The following is a 20,915-nucleotide window of genomic DNA, read 5'->3' on the forward strand; positions in this document are numbered from 1 at the left end:
CGCGCGTCATCGGCAGGAACAAACGAACGGCAGGGTCATCCCCTGCCGTTTTTGTTTTGCCCGCCCCGCCTTTATGATGAGGGCAAACCGCAGGGCCGAAGCGGCGGAGCACCGGGGGAAACAATGCGACTACTCATCAGAAACGCGCGGCGGCTTGACGTCGACACCATGTCCTTCGTCGAGGACGGTCCGCTCCTCGCGGAGGACGGACACATCCTTGCCATCGGCGAGGAGGCTTCCGCCGACCGCGAGATCGATGCGAAGGGCAGTTTCCTGCTGCCGGGCTTCATCGACGCGCATGTGCATTTCCGGCTCGCGACGCTCGATTTCGCGCGGCTTCAGCGCTGGTCCGAGGTCGAATTCGGCATCGTCATGGCCCGCCTCGCCCGGGAAACGCTCCGGCGCGGCTTCACCACGGTGCGCGATCTGGGCGGCGACGTCGAAGGGCTGATGCGCGCCATCAGGGCCGGCATGGCAGACGGCCCGCGCATTATCCGCGCCGGTCGGATGCTCACCCAGACGGGCGGCCATGGCGATGCGGAATCGGGCCCCCGCCCCGTGCCGACCTGCGCCTGCGAGATGCGCCATACCGCTTTCGGCATCGTCGCCGACGGGCCGGACGCGGTGCGCAAGGCCGCGCGGCACAATCTGCGCGACGGCTCGGACTTCATCAAGATCCACGTCTCGGGCGGCGTGGCCTCGCCCGCCGACCCGCTGGAATCCGTTCAGTACACGCCCGCCGAAATCATGGCGGCCTGCGAGGAGGCGCGTCACCGCCAGACCTATGTGGCCGCGCATGCCTATTCGCCGGAATCGATCGCCATGGCGGTGGAGAACGGCGTCCACACCATCGAGCATGGCAACATGATCGACGCGGGCGCCGCCGCCGCTGTCGCGCGCCATGGCGCTGTCATGGTGCCCACCCTTTCCACCTATGAGGCGATGGATCTCGTCGGGCGCAAGATGGGGTTCCCGGCGGCGAACCTCGCCAAGAACAGCAAGGTGCTGGACGCAGGGCTCCGCTCGCTCGAAATCGCCCGCGAGGCCGGCGTGACGCTCGGCTGGGGCACGGATCTCATCGGCGAAAGCCAGTCGCGCCAGCGCCGCGAATTCGCGATCCGCGCGGAAGTGGAAACGCCGGAAGAGATTTTGCACGCCATGTATGTCGTCAATCCGACGCTTTGCGGGCTGGAAGGAAAGATCGGCACGCTCACGCCCGGCGCGGCGGCGGATATGGTCCTGACGACAATCGACCCGCTGAAAAACATCGCCGCCCTCGGCGAGGACGACGCCATCGAGCGCGTCATCCACCGCGGCAAGCCTGTGGACTGACGTCCCCCGCCCGATCGCTCCACGCAATTCTCCGATAATCCGGGTGGAGATGCGGCCGGCATGGGCTATCCTTCAGCCCTCGAACTGAAACCGGCGGGAGGCGGGCTGCCCATGCGCAAGACGTTTCAGGCCCTGAACATTCGTCACGCGACCTGGCTCGAGCTGTTCTTCGATCTCGTTTTCGTCGCCGTGGTCGGCGTCGCGGCGCACGGCCTTGCGCATACCGAGCATGGCGACATCAGCCGCGAACAGCTCGTCCGCTTCTTTCTGGTGATCGTTCCCCTGTGGTGGGTCTGGGCGGGGCATACGCTCTTCGCGAACCGCTACGACACCGACAGCGCGCTGCAGCGCATCTATGCCATCGCGGTGATGGCGCTCGTCCTTGCCATGTCGCTCTTCATCGAAGACGCGCAAAACAGCGGCTACCGGGGCTTCCTCCTCACCTATCTCGGCATGCAGGCGCTGATGGCGCTCGCCTATTTCACCGCGCCGGCCACGACGCCGGACGGGGATGCGCTGGCGCGAGGCATGGGGATATCGATCCTCGCCGGCATGGCGGTCAGCGCCACCTCCCTGCTGACGGCCTGGGAATGGAAGTTCATCCTGCTCTATGCGGGTATCGTCACCCAGCTCGCCGCGATGGGCATCATCAACGGCAGGGCGCGCGCCTTTCCCGTCCATCGCAGGCATCTCATCGAACGCACCGGCCTTTTCGCCATCATCGTGCTCGGCGAAACCGTGATCCGCATCGTCGGATCGTTCTCGGCGCGCGAGCATTACGACTTTTTCGACGTCATCGCGGCGGCGGCGGGGTTCCTTCTCATCGTGCAGATATGGTGGATCTATTTCGACGCGCTCCATCTGCTCGAACGTGCGAGCCGGATAAAGGCCGGCCTCGGCGTGATGCTGTCCCAGCTCGCCCTCTATGTGGGCATCATCCTTCTCGCCAATCTGACGGGCCATGCGATCAATGGCGATCTCAACCGCCAGACCTTCACGGTCCTGGGTGTGATCGGCGCGGTCCTCTTCTATATCGGCAAGCAGATACCCTATTTCCTGGCCTTCCCGCCGCATCGCGTGCCCAACATCGTGAACACGCTCATCTGTGTGGGGATCACCGTCGCCGGCACCTTCCTGCCGCGCGCCGAATACTCGTTGCTGGCGATGTGTTTCGGCATGTTCGTCTACGTCCAGCTCAACCTCAGATGGACGATCCCGAAGCACAATATCGACGCCTATTCGGTCCCGGAGGAGGCGGCCTGAAGCGCGAACCTTACCCTTCCAGCGCCTCGATCATCTCCACCCGCGTCGCGTGCCTGCCGCCCTCGAACTCGGCGGCGAGGAACGCATCCACGATATCGAGCGCGAGCCCCTCGCCCACCACGCGCGCGCCGAGGGACAGCATGTTGGCGTCATTATGCTGGCGGATCATGCGGGCCGAAAAGGTGTCGGCGCAGACGCCGCAGCGTATGCCTTTCACCTTGTTCGCCGCCATCATGATGCCCTGCCCCGTGCCGCACAGGACGATGCCCAGCCGGCAATCGCCGGAAACAACAAGCCGCGCCGCCGCCGCGCCATGCTCGGGATAATGCTTACTCTCCGGCGTCGTCGGTCCGATATCGACCACCTCGAACCCCTGCGCCCCGACATGCGCGGCCACGGCCTGCCGAAGCGAAATGGCGGCGTGATCGCTGGAAAGGACGATGCGGTTGTTCGTTGTCATGGAGAGGTTGTCCTGTTTCCTGAAGCAAATTCGTCGCCCCGACGTCACGTCATATATCACGTGGTTGTGCCGCGGATTTCGTTATGGGCCGGTTGGCAATGCAAGGAGATCGAAAAAGTCTCCCCCATCCGCCAGGGTTTCGAGCTTTACCATTTGATAGGTGTCGGAAGACGAGTTTCTCTCACCGACATTGCGATAAAAGTTATATCCGTGCGGTTCGAGAAGCTCCTGAAGCAGATCACGACTTCCTCCGGTCCTTTCCAATTGCTCCTTAACAACCTCAATGTAGAGGATCGGTCGTACCGCTCGCAGAATTGGCTGTATGGATCGCAAAATCGCACATTCCATGCCTTCGACATCAATCTTTATCAAGTCAGGCTTCGCAAACCCACTCAGCAGCAGGCATCTGTAGGCTTCAGTTCCGTACACACCATCCGACGACGGCAGAAAAGCGCCGGCACCCGTGTTGTTTTTTGTATTCGTCCGCTCAAAGGATGCCGTGTCGCTGTCACAGAGGATTTCATTTCGGCACTGAACGGTATGCAGTAGCTCATTCACACAAATGTTCAGCGTCAACACCTCAAAGGTTTCAGACGAACCTTCAATGGCCAATAGTTTGCCGGCAGCACCGATCTTTCGTGCTATCGGCACAGCGTAGGTGCCGATATGGGCCCCGATATCAACAACGGTGAAGCCGGGCCTCACGTGATCCATCAACATCGCAAGCTCATTGCGCGTGTGAGCGCCGAATTCCAGAAGCTGATCCGTAATCAGATCGTTCTCGAACGCCCAATAAGACCCTATGGCAACCTCAATCCGTTGGAGTTTCGAGAAATCCACACCCAATCTACTCGTGCTCCATCAAAAGGACTGGACTGAGAAGCGGGCTCTCAATCGGCGTTAACGATCCGATGAAAATCGCGCGATGCCGTCCCGGGTTGATATCAGGCGCCCTGCTCCAATCCTTGAGAAATTGTTCGTGGGCGGGCTGTGTCCGCGGAACGTAGGCGTAGCGGAATTCCTCCTGAAGGATTGAAAAAATTTCTTCCCGCGAAAGGAGTACGCATTCACCGTCGATCGCATTTGTAAGATTGGCTTGGTCTTCCGAATATTTTGTATCCATCGAAACCAGATCGCTGATCGCGGTTTCCAGTAGATACAAACCTCCGCAGAGGCCGGCGGAGGCCCGCAAAAACTCTCTTGGATTGGCCATGTGGTATAGAAGGCCGTAGTTGTAAACAATCTCGAACTTGTTACCTGAGAGCAGTTCGACGGCCTCGTCCGCAGATGCCTTCAACACAAAATGATTTTTGCCGGGAAGGTGTTCCGCATCGTCGCTATGCCTTTTTCGCATAAAAGCAACATTCTCATCGCGCGGCTCGACCGAAAAGACACTACAACCACGATCGAGGAAGAACTGGCTGTGTTCGCCAATGCCCGCGCCAAGCTCCAGAACGGAGCGGCCTGAAATATCCAGATGCAGTGAAGCCAGATGCTCCAACCTTCTGGCCGAATGGCGCAGGTAGCGAGGCTCCCGAAACGCACAGGCTGCTTGCTCCAGCTCTTTCGGCCCGGCTTCACTACAATGATCCTGCCATTTTTCAAAAACCTGCGCGAAATTCGAATCTGCAAGAATTCGCGATCGGATCAGGTCTTCTATCTGCTCGCTTGCAGCGGCAATAGCGCCATTCAATGATGGCTCCTTCGACGGCATCAGCCGACCCAAATAATCCTGCATGGAGTGGTAATGAAGCGATCCTAATTCCTTGGAAAATTGGGCGTGTTCGGATACGGGCAAATGAGTTGGCACGTTGTGAGCGGGGTTGAGGGCGCTCCATGAAAGCTCCAACTCATCCAAGGCCATACCAAAGGCAACTTGGTCCACATGCACCTTGTAGTCCCCAAGCGCTTCTTCCTCTCGCCCCAATAGCCCCCGCGCAAATCTTGCCCACGCTTCTCCGAATGCACCGATTCTGTCTCCCCGCAGAACATAGAACCCTCCATTCCAGTTCGTTGCGAAGGTCTTTTCATCCGTAGACAGAGGATATCCAACAGGCACCGCGTTCGGAAAAGCCAAGGAGGATTTAAGGTAAATCTCCTCCAGCATCTGGAGCGGCGGGTTGGGCCTGTCAACTGTCCGCCCTAGGGCCTCATCTTCGCCCAAAGTTTGCGAGAACGGCGCCAGCACGTACAGATCGCAATCACAAAGCACGACTGCCTGGTATTTTGAGAGAGCTTCGGTCCTGGTTTGCACAATCTTGTTGCAATAAGGATGGGTCTGATCGAAAGGCTCCGCTTCCACGCAATTGGCGCCGAAGCCCTCGACTAGTTTCCGAAACTGATTGCTCACACCCGGATTGATATGGACATAGATATCGCCGGGATCGACACGCCCGTTTCGAATGAGGCTCGCGCAGAAGAGCGTCGCCTGCCACTCAAACTTCGGATGCGAGTCCACGTAACATGAATATGCGATATTTCCTCGTCCTCGCAACGGCGAGAGCCCGGTCCGGTCGGTCAAATTCTTGATCCATGTCGCCACTTTCTCCACCAGAATGCCCGCCCCCCAAAAGTTTATGCAATTCTAATCAATACGATGATGAGAATATGGTCCCCTCGAACGTACCGACAGAATGGAAGCGCCTTCCGTTTCTGGCCGATGCCCCCATCGTCTCAACAATTTCGTCGCAGAAAATTTACTCCCACTCAATCGTCCCGGGCGGCTTCGAGGTCACGTCGTAGACGACGCGGTTGATGCCGCGGACCTCGTTGATGATGCGCGTCGAGACGTGGCCGAGGAATTCGTGGCTGAAGGGATAGTAGTCCGCCGTCATGCCGTCGAGCGAGGTCACGGCGCGGAGCGCGCAGACATAGTCATAGGTGCGTTCGTCGCCCATCACGCCCACCGTGCGCACCGGCAGCAGCACCGCGAAGGCCTGCCAGATCTGGTCGTAGAGGCCCGCCGCGCGGATTTCCTCCAGATAGATCGTGTCGGCTTTCCGCAAAATCTCCAGCTTCTCGCCCGTGATCTCGCCCGGCACGCGGATGGCGAGCCCCGGCCCGGGGAAGGGATGCCGCCCGACGAATTGTTCCGGCAGGCCGAGCTCGCGGCCGAGCTCGCGCACCTCGTCCTTGAAGAGTTCGCGAAGCGGCTCCACCAGCTTCATGTTCATGCGTTCGGGCAGCCCGCCCACATTGTGGTGGCTCTTGATGGTGACGGAGGGCCCGCCCGCGAAGGACACGCTTTCGATCACATCCGGATAGAGCGTCCCTTGCGCCAGGAAGTCGGCGCCGCCCACCTTCTTCGCCTCTTCCTCGAAGACGTCGATGAAGGTGGAGCCGATGATCTTGCGCTTCTGCTCCGGGTCGGTCACGCCGTCGAGCTTGCCGAGGAAGAGCTCGCTCGCATCCACCGCCACGAGCGGGATGTTGTAATGGTCGCGGAAGAGCGAGACGACCTCGGCGGACTCGCCCGCCCGCATCATGCCGGTATCGACGAAGACGCATTGAAGCTGGTCGCCGATGGCCTCATGCAGCAACACCGCGACGACGGATGAGTCCACCCCGCCCGACAGCCCGCAAATGACGCGGCCCTCGCCCACCTGCTCGCGCACCTTGGCGATCTCGGTCTCGCGGAAGGCGGCCATGGTCCAGTCGCCGGAGCAGCCGCAAATGCGGTGCGTGAAGTTCCACAGCATGTCGCGCCCGCGCGGCGTGTGAACGACTTCCGGGTGGAACTGCACGCCATAGAAGCGCCGCTCCTCATCCGCGATGGCCGCGAAGGGCGCGCCCCGGCTCTGGCCGATCACCTTGAAGCCCGGCGCGAGGCTCACCACCCGGTCGCCATGGCTCATCCAGACGGGTTCCGTCTCGCCCTTCTGCACGACGCCCTCGAAAAGCGGGCTGTCCTCCAGCACCTCGATGGCGGCGCGGCCGAATTCGCGCTCGTCATGGCCTTCCACCTTGCCGCCCAGCTGCAGCGTCATGGTCTGCTGGCCGTAGCAGATGCCCAGCACCGGCAGCCCCGCCTCGAAGACGAATTGCGGCGCGCGGGGGCTTCCCTCCCGGCTCACGCTGGACGGGCTGCCCGACAGGATAACGCCCTTCGGCCCGAAGCTCTCCCACATCTCCTCCACCTTGTTGAAGGGCACGATCTCGCTATAGACGCCGCTTTCGCGGATACGCCGGGCGATGAGCTGCGTCACCTGGCTGCCGAAATCGATGATGAGGATGCGGTCTTCGGTCATAGGCATGTTCCGGGGCAATACGGGGCGGGGAAACTTATGGATGGCGATAGACCATCATAGCGAAAAGCGGTCAAGCAGGCGCGGAGGCAAGGCACGGGGTCAGGCCCTCCGCCGCAGGATGGAGACGAAAAACCCGTCCGTGCCGCTCGTCGCCGGGCTGAGGCGCAGCGCGATGCCGGAAAGGCTCGCCGGGCGCGGCAGGTCCTCCGGCCAGTGTTTCGTCCAGGGCTCCTCGGCAAAGCCCTCATGCGCGGCGAGGAAGGCGGCCACCCGGTCCTCGTTTTCCGACGGCAGCAGCGAACAGGTGACGTAGACGAGCCGCCCGCCGGGTTTCACCAGCGGGGCCGCGCGCTCCAGCACTTCCGCTTGCGCCGCGCGATAGGCGGCGAGCTTTTCCGTCGTCAGCCGCCAGCGCGCATCCGGGCTGCGGCGCCAGGCGCCGGTGCCCGAGCAGGGCGCATCCACGAGAACGAGGTCGGCCCGGCCCGTCAGCTCGGTGAGGTCGGGGTCCGCCTCGCCCGGTACCCAGGGGTGCAGCGGCATGGTCTGGATGTTGCGGCAGCCCGCCCGCTGCGCCCGGGGCATGAGGGCTTTCAGGCGGCGCGCTTCGAGATCGCAGGCGAAGATCTGGCCGTGATTTTCCATCGTGGCTGCCAGCGCCAGCGACTTGCCGCCGCCGCCCGCGCAGAGATCGACCGCCTGTTCGCCCGGCCTGGCGCCTGCCAGCAGGCAGGCCAGTTGCGAACCTTCATCCTGAATCTCAACAAGCCCGTCCCTGAAGGGTTTCAAGGCGGGCAAATTGGCTTTCTTCAAAAGTCTTATGGACCAAGGGGATAGACCACCTTCCTCAACCTCCACGCCAGCCTCTTTCAGCGCCGCCAGCGCCTCTTCACGCGATGCTTTAAGCGTGTTGGCGCGTAAGTCGGTTGGCGCGCGGTCCATCAGCGCGGCCAGTTCCGGCTCCAGCCGCTCGCCGAATGCGTCCTCGAATTCGGGCTGCAACCAGTCGGGATAGTTGAGGCGGATATGGGGGGCTGTGTCCGGTCCCGGCAGCGCGTCCGCTTTCAGCGCGGCGGCTTCCTCTTCGCTCGCAGGCTCCGGCGCGTGTTTCTCGCCGGTCATCAGGGCGAGCACGGCATCGGCCTCTTCCCCTGCGCGGAGCGTCAGCCAGCCCGCCGCCATCAGTCGCGGCGTCACCTCATGCGCGGGCGCGCCCAGCGCATGCTCGAGTTCCGCCTTGTGGCGCAGCACGCCATAGACGATGGCGCTCACCGCCGCCCGGTCCTTCGACCCGGCATAGCGGCTCGCCCGTGCCCAGTTCTCGAAGATGCGGTCCGCCGGCGTCTCGCTGCGGAAAATATCGACCAGAATATCGATCGCGGCGGAAAGCCGCGCGCCGGGGGTCATGACCTATTTGGCTTTCGGCTTTCTCAGAGGCTGCTGCCGCCGGGATAGTTGGGGGCTTCGCGGGTGATCGTCACGTCATGGACATGGCTTTCGCGCAGCGAGGCCGACGAGATGCGGACGAATTCGGCCCGCTCCTGGAAGTCCTTCACCGAGGCCGCGCCGGTATAGCCCATGGCGGCGCGCAGGCCGCCCACGAGCTGGTGGATCACCGTGCCGACCGGACCCTTATAGGCGACCTGGCCCTCGATGCCTTCCGGCACCAGCTTCAGCGTGTCTTTCACGTCCTGCTGAAAATAGCGGTCGGCCGAGCCCACCGCCATCGCACCCACCGAGCCCATGCCGCGATAGGCCTTGTAGCTGCGGCCCTGATAGAGGAAGACCTCGCCCGGGCTTTCTTCCGTCCCGGCAAAGAGCGAGCCCAGCATGGCGCATTCCGCGCCCGCCGCGATGGCTTTCGCCAGATCGCCGGAAAACTTGATGCCGCCATCGGCGATGACGGGGGTGTCCGTCTTCTGCGCAGCTTCCACCGCGTCCATGATGGCGGTGAGCTGGGGCACGCCGACACCGGCAACGATGCGCGTGGTGCAGATGGAGCCCGGCCCGATGCCGACCTTCACCGCGTCGGCGCCCGCGTCGATCAGCGACTTGGCGCCGTCGGCGGTCGCCACATTGCCGGCAATCACCTGCGTGGCGTTGGAGAGTGTCTTGATGCGTTCCACCGCCTGCGCCACGCGGGCGGAATGGCCATGCGCGGTATCGACCACGATCACATCCGCGCCGCCGTCGATCAGCGCGGCGGAGCGCTCATAGCCCTCATCGCCCACCGTGGTCGCGGCGGCCACGCGCAGGCGGCCCTGCCCGTCCTTGGCCGCATTGGGGTGGAGCTGGGCCTTCTCGATATCCTTCACCGTGATGAGGCCGACGCAGCGATAGGCGTCGTCCACCACCAGCAGCTTTTCGATGCGGTTCTTGTGGAGGAGCTTCTTCGCTTCGTCCTGGCTCACCCCGTCATTCACCGTGATGAGGTTTTCCTTCGTCATCAGGTTGCGGACCGGCTCGACCATGTTGCTGGCAAAGCGCACATCGCGGTTGGTGAGAATGCCGACCAGCTTGCCCGTTTCCGGTTCCACGACCGGGATGCCCGAAATACGGTTGCGCTCCATCAGGTCCAGCGCTTCGGCCAGCGTCGAATCCGGGCCGATGGTGACCGGGTTCACCACCATGCCGCTTTCGAACTTCTTCACCTGGCGGACTTGTTCGGCCTGCGCCTCGACGGTCATGTTGCGGTGGAGGACGCCCATGCCGCCGGCCTGCGCCATGGCGATGGCGAGCCGCGCCTCGGTGACGGTGTCCATCGCCGAGGAGATGATCGGGATACCGAGCTGGATGGATTTGGTAAGCCGCGTGCGGGTTTCCGCCTGGCTTGGCATGATCGTCGATGCCGCCGGCAGCAGCAGCACATCGTCGAACGTCAGAGCATCGCGGATTTTCATGCCAACCTCCTGTGGGGCGGCCCTTTTCCTCAATGGAGGACTGGCCTGCCTGCCTTGTGTTGGCGCTGGTTCTTAACACCGAAGCGGGGATATGCAAAGCGCTTCTCTTCGCATTGCGGCACAGTTTTATCGCAACGGGCAAAAGCCGGGCAAAGCCCTTGGCGTCAGGCCTCCTCCGCGCCCTCTCCCCGGCCCTTGAAGCCCGTCGCCAGCACATACATCTCCGACGAATCGGCGCGGCTGGCCTTGGGTTTGACGTGCCGGACCACTTTGAAGTGCTGTTTGAGGAAGGCCAGCAGCTCGTTCTCCGTGCCGCCCCGGAACACCTTGGCGATGAAGGCGCCCTCCTCGTTCAGCACCTCGATGGCGAAATGGGCCGCCGCCTCGCACAGCGCCATGATCTTCAGGTGGTCGGTCTGCTTGTGGCCGGTCGTATTGGCCGCCATGTCCGACATCACCACGTCGGGAGGGCCGCCCAGCTCTGCGATCAGACGCTCTTCCGCGCCCTCTTCCAGAAAATCCATCTGCAGGATGGTGGCGCCCGTCACGGGCTCCACCTCCAGCAGGTCGATGCCGACCACGGCCCCTTGCGCCTTGCCCGCGCCGGGCATCGCCTTCACCCGGTCCACCGCCACCTGGCACCAGCCGCCGGGCGCCGCGCCGAGATCCACCACGCGCTGGCCCGGCTTCAGCACGTGAAACTTGTCGTCGATTTCCGTCAGCTTGTAGGCGGCGCGCGAGCGCAACCCGTCGCGTTTGGCGGCCTGCACGTAAGGATCGTTCAACTGGCGCTGCAGCCAGCGCGTGGAGGATGTCTTGCGGCGCTTCGCGGTTTTCACCCGCACTTTCAGGCTGCGGGCGCCGCTGCCCTTCTTTTTCTCGGCCATTACTCGCTACTCGCTTCCGTCGCATTTGCCGCCGGGCCCTGCTGCCGGTTGGCCTTTTGCTTGCGGCGCCGCCTCCGGCGCCTGCGCCGCGCCCGGGCGGCGTCGGCATCCATCATGGAGAGCAATATGCCCTCTCTCAGCCCCCGGTCGGCGACGCGCAGGCGATGGCTCGGCCAGGCCTCGGCGATCGCCTCGAAGATGGCGCAGCCCGCCAGCACGAGGTCGGCCCGCTCCTCGCCCACGCAAGGGTGCCCGGCCCGGCTGTCATAATCCATCGCGATCAGATCGCGCGTCACCCGGTGCACGTCGCTCGGCGACAGCCAGATCCCGTCCACCACCGTGCGGTCGTATCGCTTGAGGCCCAGCATGACGCCCGCGATGGTGGTCACGGTGCCGGAGGTGCCCAGCAGGTGGAAAGGCGGCATCGCCCCGTGCCCGGCTTCCTCCTGCCACGCCGCCATGCGCGCGACGAAAGGCGCCAGATGACCGGCGACCTCCTCGACCATCTCCCCGTAAATATCCTCCGACACGTCCTCGCCGCCATATTTTTCGGCGAGCGTCACCACGCCATGTGGCAGCGAGACCCAATCGGCGATCCGCGGCCGCGCCGGCGCCGCGCCGTCCCCGGCCGATCCGTCGATCTCGACCCAGATGAGTTCGGTCGAGCCGCCGCCGATGTCGAAGACCAGCGCCGCCTCGCAGTCGCGGTCGAGCAGCGGCGCGCAACCCGCCAGCGCCAGCCGCGCCTCGTCCTCGGTCGAGACGATTTCGAGGGAGAGGCCCGCCTCCCGTTTCACCCGCTCGATGAAATCCGGCCCGTTATCCGCCGCGCGGCAGGCGGCCGTCGCAATGGCGCGGGCCCGGCCGACGCCGCGCCGCTCCATCTTTTCCGCGCAGATGCGCAGCGCTTCCACCGCCCGGTCCATGGCCTGGTCGCTCAGCCGGCCATTGGCCGCCACGCCCTCGCCCAGCCGCACGATGCGCGAAAAGGCGTCCACCACCTTGAACCCGTCGGCGCTGCGCCGGGCGATCAGCAGGCGGCAATTATTGGTGCCGAGATCGAGCGCGGCATAGAGCTTTTCCCGGCCGCCCGCCGCCGCCCGCGCGCCCGGCGCGCCGCGTTTGCCTCGGCGCCGCTTTCGCCGGGCCGGGCGCGATTTCGTTTCGCTGTCGCTGGACGAGGCTTTGGCGCCCGTCGCGCGGTCCTTCGACGGGCCGGCTCCGGAGTCCGCATTGGCCTCGGCATTATTTTCGGTATTGCGGCCCCGGCCACGCTTTCCCCGGCGCTTGCGACGGCGCGCAGGCGCAGGTCCGGTGTCTTTTCGGGTGGCCTCCCCGCCCGCCTTTCCCTCGCCGCCTCCATCGGAGCCGGGACGGATCGATGGCATGGAATGCCCGGCGGCGGGACGCGATGCGTCCCTTGCGCCGCCTTCATCGTCGTGTTGCACGCGATCCTTAAAAATCCGGGAAGCAGCAGTATCGGCGTCCCCTCACAAGGCCCCGATCGCGCTTCGAACACCGGATTCCCTCTGTTCTCAGTTGGGGCCAAGTCTAACAGCTTCGGAAAAGCGGTAAAGCCGCGCGTTCGGCCGGCCCCGCCGGGCCCGAAAAACCGGGAAATCCCGCGAGTTACGCACCGCCGCGGGCGGGCGCCCGTCTCGGTGTCAGGCTTTCCAGCGTCGCGATGAAGTTCGTCTTGAGCAGCGCGAAAACATTCTCGCCCATGCGCGCATCGCTGGTCAGCCCGGGGCGGATCGTCAGTCCCGCTATGGCAGGAAGAAGCACACTCCCCGCTGCCATAAGCGCCTCCGGACTCTCGATCCCGATTTTTTCCGCACGGCGGTGTTTTTTTTTGCGGGAATGCGCCGGCAATGGCGCCGGGAATCAGAACCGCATATTCAAGTTGAGGCGGGCCGAATGGTCCTGAACACCCGATCCGAACAGACCGCCATAGGCAAATCCCAGCGTGGCGTTCTCATCGAGGTCTACATCGACCCCGGCGTCGAGCATCAGGATATCCTGCGCCAGCCGCACACCCGCGATAGTGAACGCATCGCCACCCGAGGCGAAGCGCATCTGCGAGGGCGGCGTATCGTCGAACGCATGCCGCCAGCCCAGCAGGCCACGCAGCGTTGCATCCGTATTACCCAGTTGGACATCAGTCTCGGCGCGCAGCCCAAGGGTTGTGAAAGTCGTATCTACTGTGTTGGAGGCCACCGTCAGCGCTGACGCGCCGCCGCTCTCGGTGAAGCCGTCGGTCGACAGGTTCACATGGGCCAGGTTGGCAAAGGGCTCGAACCGGACCGTGCCTGTTTCGACGCAGTATGCCGCCTCCCCCCAAGCTTGCAGGGTCCGGGCGCTGTAGGATGCCGAAAGGCTGTCGGAGAAGCCCGAGAAGGCCACCGAGCGCGATGTTTCGATGCTGTGCCAGCTATGAGCGACCCCACCCGTCAAGGTGAAAGCGTCCCATCCACCCCCACCATAGGCACCCAGCGTGTAAGTATCGGCCGTACCCGAGGACGAACGGCCATCGACGCTGAAGGTTGAGCGGGAATACCCCCCCAGCACACCGAATCGCATGTCGCCCCGGACCGGCGCATCGCCGCCCAGAATGAACCCGCCGATCGAACGGTCGAGCGCAGCGGCGTTGCCGTCGCTATCCCACTGGCTCCAGGACCCTAATGCCTGCCCCCAAATCCCGAAGCTTCGATCCTCGGTCTGCGCATCATTGTCGGCCATACTACCGTGCGCCACGCGCTGCCGACCCTGCCCCGCCTCGCGCGGAAAGCGACTGTCGTCAAGAAGTGCCGTTTGCACCGAGCCGTGAATCTCGCCGGAAAGTGCATCAAATGCCATTATCGCGTCAGCACCCTCATTGAGGCTGGCAATTGCGTCCCAGACTGCGTTGCCGGGGCCAAGACTGTCTGCGCCACCAGCGGTAGCGATCTGATTGGGCGTCAGCGCAACGCTTTCGAAGACTTCTGTCTGATTGATGGCGAGATAGACGTCATTTGCCTCATAGCTGAGGGTCGGGGATAAGAAAAGGCTGTCTGCCACGCCGGTAACCGCATCGAACGTGCCCGTGCGACCGCCATCTGCATGTATGATGTGATACGAGGTGCCAACGGCATAATCCGGGAAGGGAACAATGTTGACTGTGCCGCCATTGACAGTCACTAAGCCACCGGCGTTTATCAGGTCGCTGTCGCCCGCAGCATTTAGTTCTACCTCGTAGGTGGATCCTGACGCCAGGATGACATTTCCTGCCACGTTCAGTGTGCCGATGGAATTTCCGGGAGCTACTGCGGCATCCCCGGCTACCACGGTGTTTCCAATCGTCCCCGTTCCTCCGATCGTGCCACCATTAACCACAATGTCGCCAAGTATGCCGGTGACGATAAGGTCACCCTCGGAAACGGTGGTGCCGCCGGAGAAGGTGTTCTTACCTGAAAGCAACAACGTGCCCGCACCGCTTTTGGTCAACGCCCCCGACCCGACGAGATTGGAAGCGACGGCCCCGCTTTCGAAAGCAAAGCCGGAGGCGCTAATGATACCTCCCTCCAACACACCATCAGACATGTTGAATGCGTCGGTGGTCAGTGTCTCTAGCCCCTCGATCGCAACTGTCCCGCCGTTGACGAAAATATCGTCAATAGTTTCGGAATCGGCAACCAGTAGCCTGCCTGCCGACGAGACTGCGACATCGCCGCTATCGACAAGGGCGCTGCCTCCGCTCACATGAAGCGTTCCGGCATTTACCAGCGTGCCGCCGTCGTAGCTATTTGCCCCGGTGAGGATCAGCAAACCCGAACCGGATTTGGTAAGGCCGCCCACCCCGTCGATGTTGCCGGCAAAACTCGAATTGGTTTCCTGGTTGATCACAAGATTAGCCCCGTCAAGACTGACTACCCCGCCGCTGCCGATCAACTGGGAAAACCGGGTAGTGTCGTGCAATGACAGGAGACCACCGGAAAGGTTCAGCGTCGCGGTGCCTTGCGCTCCGCCAAGCGCATTGGCACTCACCGCATCGAGTTCCCCCCCGCTAACGTTGAAAATGCCTGTGAAGGCAGAATTGTCGCCACTCAGAACAACTGTTCCTGTGCCGGATGAGACTTTCACGATACCTGCCCCGAACAGATCTTTCCCGACAGTGATCCCGCCAGCACTCTGATCGAAGAGCAGTGTGCCATCTATAGCAACACCTCCGCTTCCCAGGAGTGTGCCTCCCGATGCGCCTGTGAATTGAAGAACGGTGCCATCGCCGATTGTGGTGGTACCGTTCACTGCGACGGTCGTACCACCGTCAATCGTGAGTTTGCTGATTCCGTTGCCGCTGTCATTGATCGTCAATGCACCCTTGACGTTCAGAAAGGCACCGGCCCCGGTCAATGTTACGCTTCCCGGGTTCGCGCCATTCGGGTCGGAAATAACGAGATCATCGGCGATCTGGAGAAACCCCAGGCTCTGGATGTCCAGTGTGCCAGCACCAACGCTGTCCCCGACGGTCACGCGCTTGGCGTAGGCACCTGCCGGATCGACGACATAGGGTGGGACGCCTGCCCCGTTGATGAGAACGTCGACCGTGGCGTTCGGCACGTTACCATCGTCCCAATTGCCGCCCGTCGACCAGTCGCTGTCGACGCCGCCGGTCCAAATGCCCTGCGCCTGCGCACTGGTAGGGCAATGAAAAACCGCCAGAGCAAGAAGCGAAAGCGAAGAATAGAATCCAGTTAGTACATTTGGTCTGAAACGCACGGGACCTCCAATTGAAAAGCATGGTTTGGACACAACTCTTCCGTCTTCGCTCCGACGGTTTCGCCGCGAATTCGTGCACTGCCCGCAGGCATTTCATTGATGACGTTTAGTGGTCTATATAACGGCCGCCGGTGACGTGGAGCATGCCGTCAGATTGCATCGAAGCAATCATAGTTCCGTAGTCTGATGACCTGTCCCTCTTTGAATTCGAAGATGGCAACGCAATGGGCCTTGAGTTTTTGACCTTTCGGCAGAGCAGGCAGGTCTGCTACGACAGTGCCATGCCACAGCATCTCCAAAACCACCATATCGCCACTGGCGATTGTCTTGAGGATGTCAAAGCGCTGCTGCTCGATGACCCCTTTTGCCTTTTCGATACCCGCCTTCAGTGCGTTCAGATCACGAGTTTCACCCGAAGGTTTGAACACATTTGGCATTTCGATTTGCTGGACGTCAGGAGCAAAATAGCCCTCCATCTCCTGGCCGTTCATCTGTTCGACCGCTCGAACAAAGCTCAATGCCGCCGCGACAAGGGATTCTTCCGTTATCGTTGTCATATCCCCACCAACTAGAATGTCATTCTACTGCGCAGACTAGAACAACATTCTACATCCGTCAAGAGACCATGAATGACTAACCGCCGGCAGGAAATTCTGGATGCTGCTTTGCCCATATTCGTCGAGAAGGGGTTCATCAGCACCACCATCGCCGATATTCGAAAGGCGAGCGGAGCAACCACCGGCAGCATCTACCACTTCTTTGCCGGAAAACCGGGTATCGCTATAGCTCTCTGGCGAGAAGCGAACGCCACGTGGTCTGAAAGGACGGAAGCCGCGCGTCGAGCTCATACCCCTGAAGAAATGATCAAATCGAGCGTTCGGGGCTTGTTGGAATGGGCGACTTCAAACCGGGCATTGTTTTTATTCTTCGAAGAGCTGCGCATCCGCGCCTATTCCGACCCTGATCTTGCGCCAATCATAGAAGATATCGATCGAACGCACGAAGTCGCGGCGGAATTGTACAAGGGCTGGGTAAAGCAAGGGCAGGTTGAGGATATCGCATGGCCTGTCGCTTCCGCGCTTATGATGGGACCAGCGTATGACTATCTACGGAAGTGCCAAGACATCGATGACCATCACGATGCTATAGAAATAATTGTTCAAAATGCTTGGATGTCAGTGAGCCGCGATTGCCGAAAATCCAACCGGCGCAATCGCTCACAGTGATTATCGGCGCCAGGCCGCTATACAAATCGGAAACCTGCCGAAGCGCAGCCTTTTTGCTTAACGGGACAACCGAAGGAGGGGAACAGGAAGGCTGGCTGGGGGACTAGGACCCCCACCGATGTCCTCAAAAGCGCAGGAATTCTCGCGTTTTCAATACCCATACATAGGGTGTGTGTACGTCTTGTGGGTGACCTTTTGAGCAGTCTCTACTGCTAGTCACTTGGGGATGAAATTGTCTCGAGCCAACTCCAAACCCTTTTCTTCCGCCACCAAGCGAACGTAGCCTCGAATAACGTTCTCTCGAAAAGAAAACCAGCCAGCGCCGTGGCCAATGATGATCTCACCATGATTAGGATCTCGGAGGCGCTGGAGGCGACTATTGAGAGCAGTACGAGCGATCGGCTCCTTGCGATCCTCCCCGCCAAGACCCTCCAGTCGATTAAGCTGCGCCACTATGTGAAGGTACGATTTATAGATGTCCCCCAACTGTCGCTGGAGGTCATTATGGTCAGCGAGCGCCCATAACGCGTTTTCGTAGTCCGCAGTGTTTTTCGTCTTCTTTGTAGCGGTATTGTAAGCCGCCTTATAGATCGCGTCGGAGCGACCAATTGCCTCCGCAATCCCCGCTTTGTAATGCCTAGCCTTGCACTTACTTACGACCTTCTCGTCATCATGCATGGCCCAAAAAAGGGACTCTCCAATTAAATGCACATAGTGCGGAAAACCGTCGCTGATCATACCGATTCTGATCAATGTCTCTCGACCGACTTCCACGTTCACTTTGTCAGCGGCGTTAGTGATGATCTTCCACAACTGGTCGTGATGGAGCCGTTGCACTTCAACGGTTTCAAGGCGCCGCCCCGCAGAAGGATGCGCTCCGAGAAGTTCATCCACAGTCGATGCAATTCCGCAAATAATGAGGTGTATGCGACCGCCATCGTCAGGGAAATTCTTAATCAGCTCTGCGAACTTCATCCGTTCACTGACTGACTTAATCCTTTCGAACTCATCGATGACTATAACTACTGTCCCCGATCGCTTGCTGCCCACATAGCGAATGATATCAACCGCCTCGTTAATGTCTGAGGGCGCATTGACTCTAGCGGCTCCATTGTTCCCCGGCGAGTAGCCGACTCCGTTGCCCATTACGGTCAAATTGAAGCTTGGAGCGGCTCCAGGACTCTCAAACCGCTCAACTACATCCACCGCTGCACGACCTATAGCCGTGAGTACCGATTCAAACGTGCCATGCTCAGAGCAATTCACATGTATTGGTTGGGACTGAGCTGAGTTGTGAAGGTGTGCTGCGGTGAGAGCGAGCGACGACTTCCCCACACCACGATCACCGTAGATAAAAACGAGCCGTCCTGACGAATTGAAGGCTCGATCAATGCGCTCAAGTAACCGATCACGTCCCAATAGCCTTTCCGGCGTGGTTATGTGGTCTGATGGCGTGAAGTGCTGTCGAAGTATTTCTTTAATTTTGTCGTTATCTATGCCTTGAAACATAAGCTGGCCCGCTTGTGGCTATGTTGATATCGAGCTTATTTGATTATGTAGCATAGTCGATTCTTTGACTAATCGCTGCGTCCCGGCCACTCCTCATCGTCGATTACGATAGCCGACCGCTTCCTCTTGCACCTGGCGCACCTCATGCGCTCCTTCAGCTTCCTGAGGCTCATATCGCCCCAAACCATCGCTAGTGGCCGAGGGTCGATCCTCTTCGTGTGGCCGCAGTGCAGGCACAGGACCCACAGGAAGCGTTGGGCGCTCACTGCGTCTCTGAGGTTCTCGATGGGTCCAACATGGTACCTGGCCATGAGAACATTTCAAGAACATATGGGGCGAGGAGTCTAGGGGGATCGAGAAACCTGCGGTCCCGCCTCTAAAACCCGACCCTAAGCACAAGCGCCAGCTGAACTCGGCACTGCGCACGGTCCTAAAACCCCACCCTTAGCAGAAACCTCAACGGCAGCCTCCGCCGAGAGCGGGCCAAACCCCGACCCTAAGCACAAGGCGTGGCAGGTCCCCCGTCACGAACGCGCTGAAAACCCCACCCAATAGGCGAGCTGAGTTCGGGCGACAAGGCAACTGCAATTAGCCACGCGGCTACCCCTACCCAATAAGGAGAACTTCAATGAACGATGCGGACACCCCCGCAGCGCCCGCCGATCTGCGTGGGCAAATGATCACCGAGGCAATCGACGTCACCATGGTCAGTCTTCGTAACCACGGCAATGTCGTTGGTGCGACACAAGAGCGAGCGATTGCCCAAGCCGTTGCATCCATGATCGATGTGGCGTTGGGCTTGCGCCAAGGCCCCTTGGCCATCGGATTGTCCACGGGCTTCGGAAAGACGACAGCCATGCACTCGATCATCAAGATTCTAAGGCGGCATAGGCCGGACATCTCTGTGGCCATCCTCGGGCAGAAGATCGAAGAGCTGGAGGTCAGCTACCAGCCTCTGATTGCCGGGGCACACCCAATTTCACCGGGCGATATCGATGTGCTGCATACGCAGCCTGGGAATGCAGTGGTTCCAACCCTTCGACAGGTCGATCCTGTGTTAGGCAGCGAACGTCCGATCCTGTTGGCCACCCATGAGCAGTTTCAACGCAACATCGACTCTCCAGGAGCGTTTTCCTACGGGGGACGGCAGCGCGACCTCATCGTCTATGATGAAACCCTGAGATTGGGGCGTCCTGTGTCGGTGTCTCCTGTCGACCTCCGGTCCACCATCACCGCCGTGACCTCCGCTATTGAACAGAGCGGTAGTGATGATCACAACGACCTTCGTCGGCAACTCGAGTTGCTCGATGACTGGTTGGAGGCATGTCTGCGTTGGGAAGGTACCAGCCTTACCTCATTCAGCTTCACGGTGATGTCTGCTGAGGAGGTGCTTGAAAGGGTTCAAGGGCTCGTAGGACGTCAGCGTCTCGTTGGCTTTAGGGACTTCTTATACAACCACAAGGGACAGTGGCGTCCGCTCAACCTCGACGATGGCGAGGACAACCGGGCTCTTATGAAGGTTCCGTCTTACCCCGCCGAGCTCCTGAAGCGCCTGGTGAACCTGGATGCCTCGTACCCCATTCGTGCATCGCTGCGGCGTATGCGTGAGAAGGGAAATGGACGACTTCAACCGTTCCACTATGTAGGTCCATCGCAAGATGGTGGATCATCGGTTGGCAAACGATACAACTCGACCTCCATTCACCTCCTCAGCTCCCGTGGCTCTGGTCGCACCTGGGCGGAAAAACTCTTCAAGGATCAGGAAGTACTGGAGAGCCTAGGGAAGGAAGTAGCCCAAGTTGTTGGTTGCTACGAAGATGAGTGTGGGCTGATCTGGACACATAAGCCTCGGGCTCCTCAGAACCTGGACGTTGCTCAGAGTGTTAGAGATCAACTCCAAGCCCTTGGGGTTCTGAGAGCACCTGATGTCTCTTCGGAAACGCCGCTGGTGTATCGTACACATGGTCAGGAGACTGCCTCCAACGCCTTTAGCCACTGCACCTACGCCATCTTCCTCGGAGCCACGGAGAGAACGCCAATCGACCTTGTCGTCGAGTACCTCCATGACTGTGGCGACCCGTGTGCCGAAGTCGACCTGGCCTTGGCTCGTAGTCTGATCGTGGAGGATGTGGCAGCGCGGTTCTACCAGGGGATGTCCCGCACAGCCATGCGTAGGTGCTGGGTTGACGATGAAGGGCACACCCAGGCATCACCCACGAACATCTACATCATCACACGACATGTAAGCGGTGTTGTAGCCCCACCTTTCGCATTTTGAGGTGATGATTGATTTTGCTTCCCGTTGATTGGCGGGAAGGAGTTTCTCCATGGAGGCT

16 protein-coding genes are annotated in these 20,915 nt (G+C 60.8%); 4 read left to right on the plus strand and 12 right to left on the minus strand.

The window, feature by feature from the left end; all coding sequences use genetic code 11:
- Positions 1-123: 123 nt before the first annotated feature.
- Both FHS78_RS18535 and FHS78_RS18540 read left to right on the plus strand, forming a co-directional pair.
- Complete coding sequence (locus FHS78_RS18535; RefSeq protein ID WP_167095942.1) at positions 124-1,332, plus strand: metal-dependent hydrolase family protein; 1,209 nt, start codon at positions 124-126, stop codon at positions 1,330-1,332.
- A 60-nt stretch (positions 1,333-1,392) separates the two neighbouring features.
- Entirely contained in the window at positions 1,393-2,595 is a 1,203-nt protein-coding gene (locus FHS78_RS18540; RefSeq protein ID WP_167095944.1) for a low temperature requirement protein A, read from the plus strand.
- Between the two features lie 10 nt (positions 2,596-2,605).
- Here FHS78_RS18540 and rpiB read toward each other — a convergent pair whose 3' ends face one another.
- The 11 genes from rpiB to FHS78_RS18595 all read right to left on the minus strand — a co-directional run bounded on the left by rpiB (position 2,606) and on the right by FHS78_RS18595 (position 16,401).
- On the minus strand, positions 2,606-3,055 hold the full coding sequence (gene rpiB / locus FHS78_RS18545) for a ribose 5-phosphate isomerase B (RefSeq protein WP_167095947.1): 450 nt from the start codon (positions 3,053-3,055) through the stop codon (positions 2,606-2,608).
- Between the two features lie 81 nt (positions 3,056-3,136).
- On the minus strand, positions 3,137-3,895 hold the full coding sequence (locus FHS78_RS18550) for an FkbM family methyltransferase (RefSeq protein WP_343042017.1): 759 nt from the start codon (positions 3,893-3,895) through the stop codon (positions 3,137-3,139).
- 7 nt (positions 3,896-3,902) lie between these two features.
- Positions 3,903-5,606: a methyltransferase domain-containing protein gene (locus tag FHS78_RS19720; RefSeq protein WP_167095951.1), complete on the minus strand. Its 1,704-nt coding sequence runs from the start codon at positions 5,604-5,606 to the stop codon at positions 3,903-3,905.
- Positions 5,607-5,751: 145 nt separating this feature from the next.
- Positions 5,752-7,308, minus strand: coding sequence for a glutamine-hydrolyzing GMP synthase (gene guaA / locus FHS78_RS18560; RefSeq protein WP_205305390.1), 1,557 nt, complete (start codon positions 7,306-7,308; stop codon positions 5,752-5,754).
- A 93-nt stretch (positions 7,309-7,401) separates the two neighbouring features.
- Positions 7,402-8,709 (minus strand): RsmB/NOP family class I SAM-dependent RNA methyltransferase, encoded by a 1,308-nt coding sequence (locus FHS78_RS18565; protein WP_167095955.1) that lies wholly within the window; start codon positions 8,707-8,709, stop codon positions 7,402-7,404.
- Positions 8,710-8,732: 23 nt separating this feature from the next.
- Positions 8,733-10,202: an IMP dehydrogenase gene (gene guaB / locus FHS78_RS18570; protein WP_167095957.1), complete on the minus strand. Its 1,470-nt coding sequence runs from the start codon at positions 10,200-10,202 to the stop codon at positions 8,733-8,735.
- Positions 10,203-10,366: 164 nt separating this feature from the next.
- On the minus strand, positions 10,367-11,089 hold the full coding sequence (locus tag FHS78_RS18575; RefSeq protein ID WP_167095959.1) for an RlmE family RNA methyltransferase: 723 nt from the start codon (positions 11,087-11,089) through the stop codon (positions 10,367-10,369).
- A complete protein-coding gene (locus FHS78_RS18580) occupies positions 11,089-12,537 on the minus strand; it encodes a Ppx/GppA phosphatase family protein (RefSeq protein ID WP_343042016.1) in 1,449 nt (482 codons plus the stop codon). Before FHS78_RS18580 ends, FHS78_RS18575 begins: the two co-directional genes overlap by 1 nt.
- Before the next feature lie 181 nt (positions 12,538-12,718).
- Positions 12,719-12,889, minus strand: a complete 171-nt coding sequence (locus tag FHS78_RS18585; protein WP_167095961.1) for a hypothetical protein — start codon at positions 12,887-12,889, stop codon at positions 12,719-12,721.
- 84 nt (positions 12,890-12,973) lie between these two features.
- Positions 12,974-15,844 (minus strand): autotransporter domain-containing protein, encoded by a 2,871-nt coding sequence (locus tag FHS78_RS18590; RefSeq protein WP_167095963.1) that lies wholly within the window; start codon positions 15,842-15,844, stop codon positions 12,974-12,976.
- A gap of 149 nt (positions 15,845-15,993) precedes the next feature.
- Complete coding sequence (locus FHS78_RS18595) at positions 15,994-16,401, minus strand: nuclear transport factor 2 family protein (protein ID WP_167095965.1); 408 nt, start codon at positions 16,399-16,401, stop codon at positions 15,994-15,996.
- A gap of 72 nt (positions 16,402-16,473) precedes the next feature.
- Between FHS78_RS18595 and FHS78_RS18600 the strand changes: the two genes are divergently transcribed.
- On the plus strand, positions 16,474-17,070 hold the full coding sequence (locus FHS78_RS18600; RefSeq protein WP_167095967.1) for a TetR/AcrR family transcriptional regulator: 597 nt from the start codon (positions 16,474-16,476) through the stop codon (positions 17,068-17,070).
- Between the two features lie 216 nt (positions 17,071-17,286).
- On the opposite strand, the gene FHS78_RS18605 is transcribed toward FHS78_RS18600, so the two are convergent.
- Positions 17,287-18,579: an AAA family ATPase gene (locus FHS78_RS18605; RefSeq protein WP_167095969.1), complete on the minus strand. Its 1,293-nt coding sequence runs from the start codon at positions 18,577-18,579 to the stop codon at positions 17,287-17,289.
- Positions 18,580-19,207: 628 nt separating this feature from the next.
- On the opposite strand from FHS78_RS18605, the gene FHS78_RS18610 reads away from it, so the two are divergent.
- Complete coding sequence (locus FHS78_RS18610) at positions 19,208-20,857, plus strand: hypothetical protein (protein WP_167095971.1); 1,650 nt, start codon at positions 19,208-19,210, stop codon at positions 20,855-20,857.
- Positions 20,858-20,915: the final 58 nt, after the last annotated feature.

This window comes from Parvibaculum indicum (assembly GCF_011762095.1).
Lineage (GTDB): Bacteria > Pseudomonadota > Alphaproteobacteria > Parvibaculales > Parvibaculaceae > Parvibaculum > Parvibaculum indicum.